The organism is Dickeya sp. ws52 (assembly GCF_007210685.1).
In the GTDB taxonomy this organism is placed as follows: domain Bacteria; phylum Pseudomonadota; class Gammaproteobacteria; order Enterobacterales; family Enterobacteriaceae; genus Dickeya; species Dickeya chrysanthemi.
Window position 1 is genome coordinate 1 of sequence record NZ_SZVX01000004.1, and the last position, 13322, is coordinate 13322.

Here is a 13322-nt window from a genome sequence, read left to right on the forward strand (position 1 = left end):
CCCAAAGCGAGGGCCGTTCGGATCTCAAAAACCCAGTATCCCGTTCACTCAAAACACCTTAAGTGAACGGTGTTACCACTATGGCGGTTTTTTATCACATGATGTTACTAAAAGTGAATTACGTTTCTTCAACACCAAGTTGATACGATTCAAAACGGATTACATCTATTCCCACCCATTCGTTTAACGCCAATATCTGGCGTTGCAGCGGCATCAGTTCATTGCGCACGAAAACTTTACTGGCTTTGCCTACATCACCGAAACCGCCGACGTTGTTCGGGATAATCCCCATCATCTGCGGCGGTATACGGTGCGCGGCCAGCATGTCATCGCGGCTGACGTTCTTGATGTTCAGGAACTCATCTTTGGCCGCCACTTCGGACACAGGGATCACCTTCACCGAATCCGGCTTGCCGTTCGGCGAATACAGAAACAGGTTGCGAAAGTTGCCCGGCCCCTTGGCGCTTTTCATCGCCTGGCGGATGTTGTTCACGTCTTCCTGATTCTGCTGGCCGTCGCTCATGTACAGGATAAAACCGGCGTGACTGCCGTTCAGGTAATACTTACGCCGGAACAACGTGGCGGACTCGTTCAGCAGTGCCGACGGAATGGCGGACAAGTATTCCGGCAGACCATAAATTTCTTGCCCCAGGTCAGGCTCCATCAGGTGAAACACGCTGCGCGGTTCAAATTGATACGGTTGGCTGTTGTAGCCGTAGCGGGCAAACCAGTAGGTGTCCAAATCCAGCCCGCGCCGGGTGTATTTCGCCAGCGTTGGTTGTAGCGACAGCAGGCCGCCGAGGCGGTTGGTACGTTTCTCCAGGTACGCATTGCCGAACACCAGATAATCCTGCACAAACCGGCTGAACGCCTGTTGGCTTAACAGCGGGTGGGGGATAAAGGTGCTGGTCAGAATATTGCGCTTCACGAAAATCGGCGAGCTGTGGTGTACTGCCGCCCGGAACGTCCGGGCCAGACCTTCAAAGCTGATTGGCGGTTCGTACCAGCGATCGGTGCGCACGCATTCGATATAGTCCAGCAACTCGCGCCGGTCGAGTACCGGGATTGGGTCGCCAAATGAAAAGGCTTCCACGCCTGCCGGGGCGGCGGTGAGCGTAGCGGGTGGTTGTAGTTTGCGGCGTTTTTTCATTTAAAAAATCTCTACGATGTTATGGCTGTTGGCGTTCTCGCCTTCCAGCGGTTCGTTGTGAAGTGCGTGCATGGTGGCCCAGGCCAGGTCGGCGTGACTGGCCTCCTCGCTGCGGCTCGCCTCATACGTCGGGTGGCTGCCGCTGGCGGTCATAGCCTTGCGGATGGACATAAAAGATTGGGCGATATCGGTGTGGCCGGCGTCGAACTCCAGCCGGCGATGACTGATTACATCATAGGCTTTCAAAACCAGGGCGTTTTTGACGATCGGGTTGTAAACGAACTCACGGGCCGCCGGGAAAAACTGTTTCACGTTCTGATAGACGCCGTGACCGACGCCGGTCGAATCGATACCGATGTAGGTCACGTTGTACTGTTCGGTCAGTTTTCTGATGGCGTCCGCCTGGGCGCGGAAGTCCATCCCCCGCCACTGGTGTCGCTCCAGAATGCGGAACTTGCCGCCCGGTGCCCGCGGCGGAGCCAGAACCACACACCCGGCGCTGTCGCCGTTTTGGGTGCCTTTGGCCGGGTCGTAACCAATCCATACCGGGTAATGCCCGAACGGCCGGATCAGCAGCGGCTGGAAGTCATCCCATACCTCCCAACTGTCCACCATACACGCCTGCATATCCGCGAGTGGAAACACCGATGCCAGGTCGTCGATAAACTCGCACATCAGCAGGTTTTGGTAGTCGGCCGGGCTATAGCGCAGGCGCAGTTGATCCAGGTCGAACAGGTTACAGCCGCCGCGTACGGCGTCTTCTACCGTGACTATCTGCCGGTATTGCCCATCCGGGCACAGCACGCCGGGGGACAAGTGGGCATGTGTCAGGTCAATGTCGATACGGTCAGCCTTGGCGCGACCCCGGTTAAACTGCGCCCCGGACCAGAACGGATAGGCACTGTGGGTCAGGCTGGGCGGCGTGGAAAAGTAGGTTTGTCGCCACTGTTTATGTAACGCCATCCCCGACGCCACCTTTTGCAATTCCTGAAACTTGGGGATCCAAAAGTATTCGTCAAGATACAGGTTGCCGTGATAGCTCTGCGCCGTGCGGGCGTTGGTGCCGAGAAAATACAGGGTGGCGCCATTGGGCAACGTCATTGGGTCGCCTTTCAGTTCGACGTCCACCTCGCGCGCAAATTCAATGATGTATTGCTTGAACACGTGCGCCTGCGCCTTGCTGGCTGACAGAAAGATCTGGTTGCGGCCGGTAGTTAGCGCGTCGATCAGCGCCTCGCGGGCAAAAAAGTAGGTCGCGCCGATTTGGCGGGATTTCAGCAGGTTGCGAACTGTGTATTTATTGCCGGCTTCCCACCAGTGCCGCTGATAGTCGAACATGCCGTGATGGAACACATCGACCAGTTTCTCTATCTGTTCGTCGGTGAAGACGTTTTTTTCCGGCGGCTTGCGCGGGCCGTTGTTGCGGTTCGCTACCTTTGGGTTTAGATCGGCCTCGTTACCGCCGTTGTTATATTTACCGATGCGGGCGTGTCGTTCGGCCTGTCGGGCCAGTAGGTCGATTTCCTTAAAGTCTTTCCCCTCTTTGACCGGCTTCATGATGAGCTGGCAATAGCGCGCCGCTGTGGTGAGCTGCATCTGGTCAAGCGGGCCGTAGTCACCCCACTTGTCGCGCTTCTTCCAACTATGAACGGTCGCAGGTTTCTCCCCCAGCATTTCGGCAATGCGGGCGATGCGTAATCCCTGAAACCATAAAAACATCGCCTGACGGCGGGGATCGAGGTCGGTGTGTTGCGCTGTCGTTTCCATGCCCGCAAGACTACGGCCTGACCCGCCTGCCCTGCCGCTCTTGCCCATTGTGCTGTCTGGCGCACAATGCCGCCGCGTTGTCTCGGCCCCTACTGACGCCGCACCCTAAAGGTTCTCTGATTGTCCTGATGATGAACTGGAGCCTGAACAATGGCAGCGAAAGCAAACGCACGTCGATTCCGGATTGGCGTGGAAGGGGCCACCACTGACGGCCGCACGATTGATCGTGCCTGGCTGGAGCAGATGGCCGCCAACTATGACCCGGCGGTCTATACCGCGCTGATCAACATGGAGCACATCAAAGGCTATACCCCGGATAGCCCGTTTCGCCGGTATGGCAAAATTGAGGCGCTGGAAACCGAAGAGATTCAGGACGGCTTACTGAGCGGTAAGCTGGCGCTGTATGCCTACCTCGCCCCGACCGATGATCTGATCGCCCTGACCAAGAAGTGGCAAAAGCTGTTCACGTCGATGGAGGTCAACCCTGATTTTGCCGACACCGGCGCAGCGTATCTGGTCGGCCTGGCGGTTACCGATGACCCGGCCAGCCTGGGTACTGAAATGCTGACCTTTAGCTCTGGCGCAAAGCAAAATCCGCTGGCCGCCCGCAAACAGGCACCGGGCAACCTGTTTACCGCCGCCGAAGAAACCCCGCTGGTGTTTGATCTCGATGACAACAAGCCGTCTCTGTTCGGCCGCATCTCTGCGCTGTTCGCCAAAAAACAGACCTCGGACGATGCGCGATTCGGTGATGTGCATCAGGCGGTAGAGCTGGTGGCACAGGAGCAGCAAACGCTGGCCGGCCAGGTGCAGCGACACGATGTGCAACTGGCCCGACTGACGGCACTGGAAACCGACCTGCAGGCGCATAAAACCGAGCTGGCGAGCCTGAAAGAGACGTTAGGCCAGCAGGACCGTAACCCGGCATTTCGCCCGCTGTCCACCGGCGGCGCAGATACCGCGACCGTTCTCACCGATTGCTAAGGATTTTCCACCCCATGAAGAAAGACACCCGCTTTAAATATAACGCCTACCTGACGCAACTGGCCGCCTTGAACAACGTCCCGGTGGAAGATGTCGGCACCAAATTTACCGTTGAGCCGTCCGTCAGCCAGACGCTGGAAGACAAGATCCAGGAGTCGTCCGCATTCCTGACCATGATCAACATCGTGCCGGTGGATGAGCAGTCCGGCGAAGTGCTGGGGCTGGGCATCGGCCAAACCGTGGCCGGGACGACCGACACGACCCAGAAAGAGCGCGAGCCGACCGATCCGACGTATATCGACGGCAGTGGCTACAAATGTACCCAGACCAATTTCGATACCGCCTTGCCGTATAGCAAAATCGACCTGTGGGCCAAGTTTCAGGATTTTCAAACCCGCATTCGCAACGCGATTGTGCAGCGTCAGGCGCTGGACCGCATCATGATCGGCTGGAACGGCGTGAAACGTGAGAAAAACTCTGATCGCGTGAAATACCCGCTGTTGCAGGATGTCAACATCGGCTGGCTTGAAAAAATCCGTCAGGAAGCCCCGGCGCATGTCATCGGCAATATCGTGGACGACGACGGTCAGGAGATTTCTAAGAAAATCCGGGTCGGCAAGGGTGGCGACTTTGACAACCTCGACGCGCTGGTGATGGCGGCGGTGAATGAAAAAATCGCCGTGCAGTACCAGGACGACACCGAGCTGGTCGTTATTTGTGGCCGTCAGTTGCTGGCTGACAAGTATTTCCCGCTGGTGAACAAAGAGCAGGAAAACAGCGAGAAGCTGGCTGCAGACCTGATCATCAGTCAGAAGCGCATGGGTGGTTTGCAAGCAGTCCGCGTGCCGTTCTTCCCGGCCAATGCGCTGCTGATCACCCGACTGGACAACCTCTCTATCTACTGGCAGGACGGCACCCGCCGCCGCGCGGTCATTGATAACCCGAAGCGCGACCGCGTAGAAGATTTTGAGTCGGTCAATGAAGCCTATGTGGTGGAAGAATACGGCTGCGCTTGTCTGGTGGAAAACATCACGCTGGGTGAGTTTGCCGAGAGCGCTGCCGCCCCGGCTGCTGCTGATAACCCCAACGCCGGGGCGTAATGATGGTGCTCAACCCGTTCCAGCGTCACACCCGGTTTATTCAGGGGCAACAGGCCGCCCACTCGGGCGGTACGGCGCGGCCACTGTCCGGCTATGACCGCATGTTGATGCAACTCACCGAGGACCAGATGCGCCTCAAGCGCATTCAGTCTCAGGAGAAAAAGGCCGAGCTAAAACGCCAATTGTTGCCGGCCTATGCGCCGTGGGTGGCGGGCGTGATCGCCGCTGACGGCACGCATCAGGACGATGTGCTGATGCATGTGATGGTCTGGCGCATTGATGCGGGCGACTATGACGGGGCGCTGACGATTGCCCGTCATGTGCTGCGCCACGGCTGGGTGATGCCCAAGCGTTACAACCGGACCACTGCCTGTACCGTGGCGGAAGAGTTCGCCGACGCCGCGATACGGGCGTTTCTGGCCCGTCAGCCGTTCGATGCCGGGTTGTTGCAGGCGGCGCTGGAGCTGACGGCTGACGACGATATGCCGGACCAGTCCCGCGCGCGACTGCATAAATCGCTGGGGTACGCGCAGCGGCTGGCCGATTGCCCGGTGCCGGCGCTGGATAACCTGCGGCGGGCGCTGGAGCTGGATCAACGGTGTGGCGTGAAAAAAGATATCGAGCAGTTGGAGCGACAACTGCGCAACGCCGGAAACGGCGGATAACCTAACGTGCCCACGCACCGGGCGGCACGGGGTGGCGACAGGTTTTAAGCCGCGTCAAAACCCCGTCCACCGCCCACCCATTCCGAGGATGCCATGAGCTTTATTGCCCCTGAGTCCGCGCCCTCGCTGCCGGACCTGATTAAAAACACCGCCTTCTGGCCCGATCTGGACGTGGGCCACTTCCGCGATGCGATGCGCACCGATGGCACGGTGACCCCGCCCCGGCTGCGGCAGGCGGTACTGACCGCCATTTCTGAAGTTAATGCGGAGCTGTTCGACTGGCGACAACGCCAGCTGGCTGCCGGGTATACCACGCTGGCCGACGTGCCCGGTGAGCAACTGGACGGCGAGCCGGAACGCCTGCACCTCTACCGCCGCGCGGTGTGGTGTTGGGCGCGAGCCAATCTGGCCGAGCGTTACCGCGACTATGACGCCACCGGCGCCGGTAACAAGCGTGCCGACGCGCTGGAGCCTGCGATTGATGACCTGTGGCGGGATGTTCGCTGGGCATTGAGCCGTCTGCAATCGCAGCCGCATGTGATTGTGGAGCTGATTTAATGCAGGTGCGGGCGCAGCAACACGACACCGTAGACGCGCTGTGCTGGCGTCACTACGGCCGCACGGCGGGATTGACCGAGCAGGTATTGGCGGTGAATCCCGGTCTGGCTGATATCGGCCCGATCCTGCCGCACGGGTTGCTGGTCGAACTGCCGGACGTGGAGCCGTCCGCCACGACGGAAACTCTTCAACTCTGGGACTGACATATGAATGAAACCGATAAAAGTATTGTGACCCTGTTCATCATCGGCATGCTGATTGCCGTCGGCAAGGTACTGGCAGGCGGTGAGCCGATCACCGTGCGGCTGTTTCTCGGCCGTGTTTTGCTCGGCGGCTTTGTCTCTACGGTGGCCGGGGTAGCGCTGGTGCAGTTTCCCGACCTGTCGCCGCTCGCTATTAACGGCATCGGTGCGGCGTTGGGCATTGCGGGTTACCAAACCATCGAACTGCTGATCCAGCGGCGTGCCAGGCAACTGAGCGATAAGGCGGGTCGCAATGAATAATCACCCTAACCTACAGGGGTTCCTGGACATGCTGGCGTTTTCGGAAGGAACAGCCAACCACCCGCTGACCCGTAACCGGGGCTACGACGTGATTGTGACCGGTTCAGACGGCAAGCCGGAGGTTTTTACCGACTACCGCGATCATCCGTTCGCCAGTGGCCGGCCGGCGAAAGTGTTTAACAAACAGGGCCAGCGCTCCACCGCCGCCGGGCGTTACCAGCAGTTGTACCGCTACTGGCCCACGTACAAAAAGCTGTTACGCCTGCCGGATTTCAGCCCGGCATCACAGGATACGCTGGCGATTCAGCTTATCCGTGAGCGCCGGGCGCTTGATGACGTACTGGCCGGGCGTATCGCCTGCGCGATCGTCGCCTGCAATAACATCTGGGCATCGTTGCCCGGCGCGGGTTACGGCCAGCGCGAACACGCCCTTGATCGTCTGCTGGTGGTGTACCAGCAATCAGGCGGAAAGCTGGCGTAAACCTCTCACACCTATCACAGACAACAACATGAGGTCGTTATGAACTATCTACTTGAAAGACTGAAAGAACCTTCCACCTGGCGCGGTATCATTATGGTAGTGGCTGGGGTGTTTGGCGTACAACTGGGTGCCGACACCCAGGCGCTGGTTATCTCTGCAGGTGTCACGGCTGCTGGGCTACTGGGTGCGGCGTTGCCGGATACGTGGAAATAACCGATGAAAAAACCGCAGTCACTCCGTAATGCTCTGACAAACGCCGTGATCCATCTACGGGAAAACCCGGAGTGCCTGCACTTATTTGTGGATGAGGGCGCAGTGGTCAGTACACTGGCCCCTTCACTCTCCTGGGAATATCGCTACACCCTGAATGTCATCGTGACGGATTACGCCGGAGATCCGAATCTGCTGATGGCCCCTATCCTGAGCTGGCTGAGAGATAACCAGCCCGATATCATGGCAAACCCGGAGAACCGGGAAAAAGGCTTTACCTTTGAAGTCGATATTCTCAACCATACCGCTTGTGACATCAGCATCAACCTTAAACTAACAGAGCGCATTCAGGTGCGAGCCGATAACGGTCATCAGGTAGTCGAAGCCCTGCCAGAACCCGTTGAACCGGATGACTACTGGGCAGAACGCCGTGGATGACTTTCAACACGTTGAGGGGTGGCTGGCGGCCTTACTGGCAAAGCTCACCCCGGCAGAACGCAAAACCCTATTGCGTGAAGTAGCACGCGACTTACGCAAACGCCAACAAGACCACATTCGCCTGCAACAGAACCCGGACGGCAGCGCATTTGAACCGCGCCGGGTGTCACCACGCGAGAAACCCGGCCGCATCCGGCGGCAGATGTTCCGTAAACTACGCACCGCTAAATACCTAAAAGCGACAGCCACGGCCAACGTGGCCGAGATCGGTTTTACCGGTAATGTCCAGCGCATGGCACGGGTGCATCATTATGGCCTGCGGGATAAAGTGCGCGAGCGCGGCGCCGTGGTGAAATACCCGGCGCGGCAGTTGTTGGGGATGGATAGTACTGTATCTAACGATTTATTAGCTAAGTTAACAATGCTTTTACGTTAAATATTCGTAGGCTTTAGCCTTCTCCTTTTCATGGTGTTTTAAAATTTTATCTCTAATATAAAGACTAACCCACATATCAATTATCACGTATGTAAAAATAAATAATAATGAAAAACAAGAAATATACAGCCCGATTTTAAAAAACTTAGTTTCTTCAATTTTACTTGAAATTTCATCAGAATATTCCTTATGACCAATGACATTACAAATAATCTCAATAAGTTCTTTTGATATATGAAATTCATTTGATAGTTCGATATTATTTTTTTTGCATTCTGACACATCAAGTTCCCACTTCCTATCGCCATACACATTTTTTGCTTTCTCTTGAGATAACAGAATCATCTCTCTCTTACCTCCATTATCATAATATAAATCTGCCCAACCGCTTGGTACCTTCAAGGCATGCTGATTTACAAAGGTAGCAAGTGACACTAGAAAGACAATAAAAACCGCAGTGAATATTACAGCAGAGAAATAATCTATTTTATTATTAGCTCTATATGCCTTTATTGCCGAGAATGAATAACCAAACCCTAACATCCAAGGCTTCAATCCATCAATGAGCAGCAAACTCTCTTTCTCTTTGGGTACTGAATTAAATTTTTTAATTAAAAATCTAAAAAAATAAACAACGATAGGAAATAGCACCCCCCACAATGGAGCACCTACAATCTCATTTACCTGTTTTATCGTATCCATAATTTTCCAAAGCTGAAAAGTAACCAACTGAAAAATAACAATGGTAGCGTGATTTTTGTTTGATTATCCATACAAAACCAACTGTTAGTTATCAAAATTATCTCATGGGATTCTTTCCCCATGAACGCACAAACTACCGAAATCATGCGCCTGTTGCTGAACCTGATCCGGGTCGGCGTCGTTATCGACGTTGACCCGGATAACTGGCTGTGCCGGGTTCAAACGGGCGAGCTACAAACCGGCTGGCTGAACTGGCTGACTACCCGCGCCGGGCGTGCCCGCACCTGGTGGAAGCCCTCACCAGGGGAACAGGTGTTGCTGCTGGCTATCGGCGGCGAACTGACTACCGCCTTTGTGCTGCCCGCTATTTTCTCCAATGACAACCCGCCGCCGTCCACCTCGGATGATGCGCTGGTGACGGTGTTCCCTGACGGCGCCCGCTTTGAGTACGAACCAGACAGCGGCCGGTTGCTGATTGACGGCGTAAAAAGCGTGGTGCTGAACGCGGACACACTGACGCTGAATGCTGCCGTGACCATCAACGGCACGGTCACCCATCAGGGCGGCAACCTGTCGTCAAACGGCGTAGTGGTGCATACCCACCAGCACAGCGGCGTACAGGGCGGCGGCAGCAATACCGGGGGGCCAGTCTGATGCGCTATCTGGGGATGAATCAGCAGACCGGCGGGCGGATCAGCGAGATGGCCCACTTGCGGCAATCAATCCGTGACATCCTGCTAACCCCGCTCGGCTCGCGTCTGGCGCGCCGTGAATACGGTTCGTTGCTGCCCGAATTGCTGGATCAGCCACAGAACGCTGCCACCCGGTTACAGGTGATGGCCGCCATTTACGGCGCGCTGCACCGCTGGGAACCGCGTTTGCAACTGACCGCGATTGATCTGACCACCGCGCTGGATGGCCGCATGGTGGCGGACCTGACCGGCGAACTGGTCAGCGGCCAGTCAGCTGCGCTGTCTGTTTCTCTGGGGAGTGATGCATGAGTGTGATCGACATGTCGCAACTGCCCGCGCCGGCCATCGTCACGGTGCCGGATTTTGAAACCGTACTGGCTGCCCGCAAGGCGGCCTATCTGGCGTTGTTTCCGGCCGATGAGCGCGACGCGGTAGCCGCCACGCTGGCGTTGGAATCAGAGCCAGTGGTCAAGCTGCTGCAGGAAAACGCTTACCGGGAAATATTGCTATTGCAGCGTATTAACGAAGCGGCGCAGGCGTGCATGGTGGCGTATGCGCTGGGTAGCGATCTTGACCAGTTGGCCGCCAATTACAACGTTAACCGCCTGACAGTCACCCCGGCGGATGAAACGGCGGTGCCACCGGTAGAGGCGGTATTGGAGAGTGACGACGACTTGCGGCAGCGCATCCCGGCCGCGTTTGAAGGGCTAAGCGTCGCCGGACCGACCGGAGCCTATGGGTTCCATGCCCTGAGTGCCGACGGCCGGGTGGCAGATGCGACGGCGATCAGCCCGTCACCGGCAGCGGTTACGGTAACCGTGCTGTCACGCGAGGGGGACGGCACCGCCCCGGATGATTTGTTGGTCGCTGTCGCGGCGGCGCTTAATGATGAGTCGGTGCGACCGGTGGCGGATCGGGTCACCGTGCAGTCGGCCCGCGTGGTTCCCTATGCGGTCACCGCGCGACTGTATCTCTACCCCGGCCCGGAGGCTGAACCGATACGCCAGGCGGCAGAAGTCAAGTTAATCGCCTACATTGGCACCCAGCGGCGGCTGGGGCGCGATATTCGCCGCTCTGCGCTCTATGCTGCGCTGCATGTGGAAGGCGTACAGCGGGTGGAGCTGGATTCCCCGGCGGCGGACGTGGTGCTGGACGATACCCAGGCGGCCTACTGCACCGGTCATCAGGTCACCATCGGGGGCAATGATGAATAACAGCCTGTTACCGCCGGGGTCATCTGCGCTTGAGCGCCGTCTGGCGGCGGCTTGCGGTGATATCAGTGCACTGTCGGTGCCTATCCGTCAGGTATGGAACCCCGACACCTGCCCGGCGTCGTTTCTGCCGTATCTGGCGTGGGCATTTTCGGTTGACCGCTGGGATGAGCGCTGGCCGGAGTCGGTGAAACGCCAGGTCATTAAGGATGCGTTTTTTATCCATCGCCATAAAGGCACGCTGTCAGCACTGCGCCGGGTGGTAGAACCGTTCGGCTATCTGATCCGCATTACCGAGTGGTGGCAGACCGGCGGCACACCCGGCACCTTCCGGCTAGATATCGGCGTGCAGGATGCCGGCATTGCTGAGGAAACCTATCTGGAACTGGAGCGGCTGATCGCCGACGCCAAGCCGGTAAGTCGCCACTTGCTGGGGCTGGCTATCCACCTCGACAGTCTGGGCGCGCTGCCGGTCAGCGTCGGGCAGTACAGCGGCGATGCGCTGACCGTTTACCCCTATTTCCCCGAAACCATTACCACCACCGGCGCCGATGTGCACGGTGTGGCGGTGCATCTTTCTGACAACGTGAGCGTACGCGCATGACAACCAAGTACTATGCGATCCTGACTAACACCGGGGCGGCTCTGCTGGCAAACGCCACCGCGCTCGGGCGGCAACTGCCGATTACACAAATGGCGCTGGGGGATGGCGGCGGCACCTTACCAACGCCTGACCCGTCACAAACCAAACTGGCAAACGAGCGGCGCCGGGCGCCGCTCAATTCTCTGAGCGTTGACCCGGCCAACACCAACCAGATTATTGCCGAACAGGTGATCCCAGAAGATGAAGGCGGTTGGTGGATACGCGAAATCGGTTTATATGATGCCAGCGGCAATCTGATTGCCGTCGCCAACTGCCCGGAAACCTACAAGCCGCAGCTACAGGAAGGCTCCGGCCGGGTGCAGACGGTGCGCATGATCTTGATTGTCAGTAGTACCGACGCGGTAACGCTGAAAATCGACCCGTCGGTGGTGCTGGCGACGCGGGCCTATGCTGATGGTAAAACTGCCGAGGGCAAAGCCTACACTGACGCCCAGACGGGCAGCGCAAAAATTGAAGTGAAAGCTTACACCGATAACATGCTGACTGCGCATCTGGCGGCGGCAAATCCACACCCTCAGTATGCGGTATCCGCTGATGTTGCCGCGACCATGAAAGCGAAGCTGGATGTCGCCGAGGTGGTGGGGATTCCACTACCGTGGCCGCTGGCCGTCGCGCCGGGCGGCTGGCTAAAGTGCAACGGTCAGGCTTTCGACAAAAGCCTCTATCCGAAACTGGCGACGGCTTATCCGTCTGGTGTGCTGCCGGATTTACGTGGTGAGTTTATCCGCGGCTGGGATGACGGACGCGGAGTAGACAGCGGGCGCGCGCTGCTATCAGCACAGCGTGCGACATTACTACGCACCGCAATGATCGACTACGCCGGAACCGATTTAGACGATTCCAGTGTTTTAAACGGACTGGCGTATGCCGAGGCTGATGGCTCTACCAAATCCATCTATCCAGCGTCGGCCATTTATGCGCCGAATGGTAACAATCTGAGTAACACGGCGGCGGCGGATAATGCCGTAGTGGGTACATCGTCATTTGCTGCATTTCAGACCGGCGTTACGCCACCAAACTGGATCTCTGTTCGACCCCGTAGCGTCGCCTTTAACTACATTGTGAGAGCCGCATAATGAGCGAGAAATATTCTGTTGCTGTACAACACGCCGCATTAGGCAAAAACGGGCTGGCTGAACGTGCGGGCTGGCTGACGGTCTATCATGTTGACGCGCTAACACGCGAGTATACCGGCGCCAGTTATGAATATTTAATGATCGGCACTGGCCTGCCTGCCGACAGTTACGCCGACGCGCCCGAGCTGCCTGATACGGGCCAGGCATTGTGCAGAACGGCGGACGGTACGACATGGGAGCATGTGCCAGACCTGCGCGGCAAAACAGCATACAGCATAACTACCGGACAGGCGCAGACAGTACCGGATATCGGCGCGTTGCCGGCTGGGTTAACGTTGCTGGCTCCGGTGACGGCGTTTGATGTATGGAACGGTGGTGAGTGGGTTACCGATGTCGCCGCACAACAGGCGGCTGCGGTCGTGGTAGCGGCGCAAGCGCTGGCAGACCGTAAAGCGGCGGCTGTCGCCCGCATCAATGAGCTGAACTACGCGGCAACACTGGGGATGGCGACCCGCGAGGAGAAAGACGCATTGACCGACTGGCAAACCTACCTGGTGCAATTAAGCCGCATCGATACCGCCGCCGCGCCGGATATCGACTGGCCCACGCCCCCGGAAAAATAACCCCGCCTTGTGCCATTGCTGACACAAGGCGTAATGAATGCGCGGTTGTGTCAGGCATTACA

General features: G+C 57.5%; 19 protein-coding genes. 16 read left to right on the forward strand and 3 right to left on the reverse strand.

Features of this window, described 5'->3' with window-relative positions:
• Positions 1-118: 118 nt before the first annotated feature.
• Both FDP13_RS04915 and FDP13_RS04920 read right to left on the reverse strand, forming a co-directional pair.
• Positions 119-1150, reverse strand: coding sequence for a phage portal protein (locus FDP13_RS04915; RefSeq protein ID WP_143838875.1), 1032 nt, complete (start codon positions 1148-1150; stop codon positions 119-121).
• A complete protein-coding gene (locus FDP13_RS04920) occupies positions 1151-2917 on the reverse strand; it encodes a terminase ATPase subunit family protein (protein ID WP_143838877.1) in 1767 nt (588 codons plus the stop codon). It abuts the gene before it with no gap.
• A gap of 150 nt (positions 2918-3067) precedes the next feature.
• Here FDP13_RS04920 and FDP13_RS04925 point away from each other — a divergent pair, with 150 nt between their 5' ends.
• The 10 genes from FDP13_RS04925 (at position 3068) to FDP13_RS04965 (ending at position 8292) form a co-directional block, all read left to right on the forward strand.
• Positions 3068-3901, forward strand: a complete 834-nt coding sequence (locus tag FDP13_RS04925) for a GPO family capsid scaffolding protein (RefSeq protein ID WP_143838879.1) — start codon at positions 3068-3070, stop codon at positions 3899-3901.
• Between the two features lie 14 nt (positions 3902-3915).
• Complete coding sequence (locus FDP13_RS04930) at positions 3916-5001, forward strand: phage major capsid protein, P2 family (protein WP_143838881.1); 1086 nt, start codon at positions 3916-3918, stop codon at positions 4999-5001.
• 2 nt (positions 5002-5003) lie between these two features.
• Positions 5004-5666 (forward strand): phage terminase small subunit, encoded by a 663-nt coding sequence (gpM, locus tag FDP13_RS04935; RefSeq protein WP_143838994.1) that lies wholly within the window; start codon positions 5004-5006, stop codon positions 5664-5666.
• Between the two features lie 93 nt (positions 5667-5759).
• Entirely contained in the window at positions 5760-6224 is a 465-nt protein-coding gene (locus tag FDP13_RS04940; RefSeq protein WP_143838883.1) for a head completion/stabilization protein, read from the forward strand.
• Entirely contained in the window at positions 6224-6427 is a 204-nt protein-coding gene (locus tag FDP13_RS04945) for a tail protein X (RefSeq protein ID WP_143838885.1), read from the forward strand. The genes FDP13_RS04940 and FDP13_RS04945 overlap by 1 nt, the downstream gene beginning before the upstream one ends.
• A 3-nt stretch (positions 6428-6430) precedes the next feature.
• The gene (locus FDP13_RS04950) at positions 6431-6727 is read left to right on the forward strand and encodes a phage holin family protein (protein WP_143838887.1); all 297 of its coding nucleotides are present in this window, start codon (positions 6431-6433) and stop codon (positions 6725-6727) included.
• A complete protein-coding gene (locus tag FDP13_RS04955) occupies positions 6720-7208 on the forward strand; it encodes a glycoside hydrolase family 104 protein (RefSeq protein WP_027711612.1) in 489 nt (162 codons plus the stop codon). Before FDP13_RS04950 ends, FDP13_RS04955 begins: the two co-directional genes overlap by 8 nt.
• A gap of 39 nt (positions 7209-7247) precedes the next feature.
• Positions 7248-7421 carry a hypothetical protein gene (locus FDP13_RS21620; RefSeq protein ID WP_196808450.1) on the forward strand — a complete coding sequence of 58 codons (174 nt, stop codon included), beginning with the start codon at positions 7248-7250 and terminating at the stop codon, positions 7419-7421.
• 3 nt (positions 7422-7424) lie between these two features.
• Positions 7425-7856 (forward strand): phage tail protein, encoded by a 432-nt coding sequence (locus tag FDP13_RS04960; RefSeq protein ID WP_143838889.1) that lies wholly within the window; start codon positions 7425-7427, stop codon positions 7854-7856.
• Positions 7849-8292, forward strand: a complete 444-nt coding sequence (locus FDP13_RS04965; RefSeq protein ID WP_143838995.1) for a phage virion morphogenesis protein — start codon at positions 7849-7851, stop codon at positions 8290-8292. Before FDP13_RS04960 ends, FDP13_RS04965 begins: the two co-directional genes overlap by 8 nt.
• Here the strand turns inward: FDP13_RS04965 and FDP13_RS04970 are convergent.
• Positions 8284-8994: a DUF6216 family protein gene (locus tag FDP13_RS04970; protein WP_143838890.1), complete on the reverse strand. Its 711-nt coding sequence runs from the start codon at positions 8992-8994 to the stop codon at positions 8284-8286. The two genes, FDP13_RS04965 and FDP13_RS04970, sit on opposite strands and share 9 nt — an antisense overlap.
• A gap of 120 nt (positions 8995-9114) precedes the next feature.
• Here FDP13_RS04970 and FDP13_RS04975 point away from each other — a divergent pair, with 120 nt between their 5' ends.
• Genes FDP13_RS04975 through FDP13_RS05000 form a run of 6 tightly spaced genes read left to right on the forward strand, consistent with a single transcriptional unit; the run spans position 9115 to position 13260 of the window.
• A complete protein-coding gene (locus tag FDP13_RS04975; RefSeq protein WP_143838891.1) occupies positions 9115-9648 on the forward strand; it encodes a phage baseplate assembly protein V in 534 nt (177 codons plus the stop codon).
• Entirely contained in the window at positions 9645-9995 is a 351-nt protein-coding gene (locus FDP13_RS04980) for a GPW/gp25 family protein (RefSeq protein WP_143838892.1), read from the forward strand. Before FDP13_RS04975 ends, FDP13_RS04980 begins: the two co-directional genes overlap by 4 nt.
• Positions 9992-10900, forward strand: coding sequence for a baseplate assembly protein (locus FDP13_RS04985; protein WP_143838893.1), 909 nt, complete (start codon positions 9992-9994; stop codon positions 10898-10900). The genes FDP13_RS04980 and FDP13_RS04985 overlap by 4 nt, the downstream gene beginning before the upstream one ends.
• Positions 10890-11501: a phage tail protein I gene (locus FDP13_RS04990; RefSeq protein WP_143838894.1), complete on the forward strand. Its 612-nt coding sequence runs from the start codon at positions 10890-10892 to the stop codon at positions 11499-11501. The genes FDP13_RS04985 and FDP13_RS04990 overlap by 11 nt, the downstream gene beginning before the upstream one ends.
• Entirely contained in the window at positions 11498-12637 is a 1140-nt protein-coding gene (locus FDP13_RS04995) for a phage tail protein (protein ID WP_143838895.1), read from the forward strand. Before FDP13_RS04990 ends, FDP13_RS04995 begins: the two co-directional genes overlap by 4 nt.
• A complete protein-coding gene (locus FDP13_RS05000) occupies positions 12637-13260 on the forward strand; it encodes a tail fiber assembly protein (RefSeq protein WP_143838896.1) in 624 nt (207 codons plus the stop codon). Before FDP13_RS04995 ends, FDP13_RS05000 begins: the two co-directional genes overlap by 1 nt.
• Positions 13261-13322: the final 62 nt, after the last annotated feature.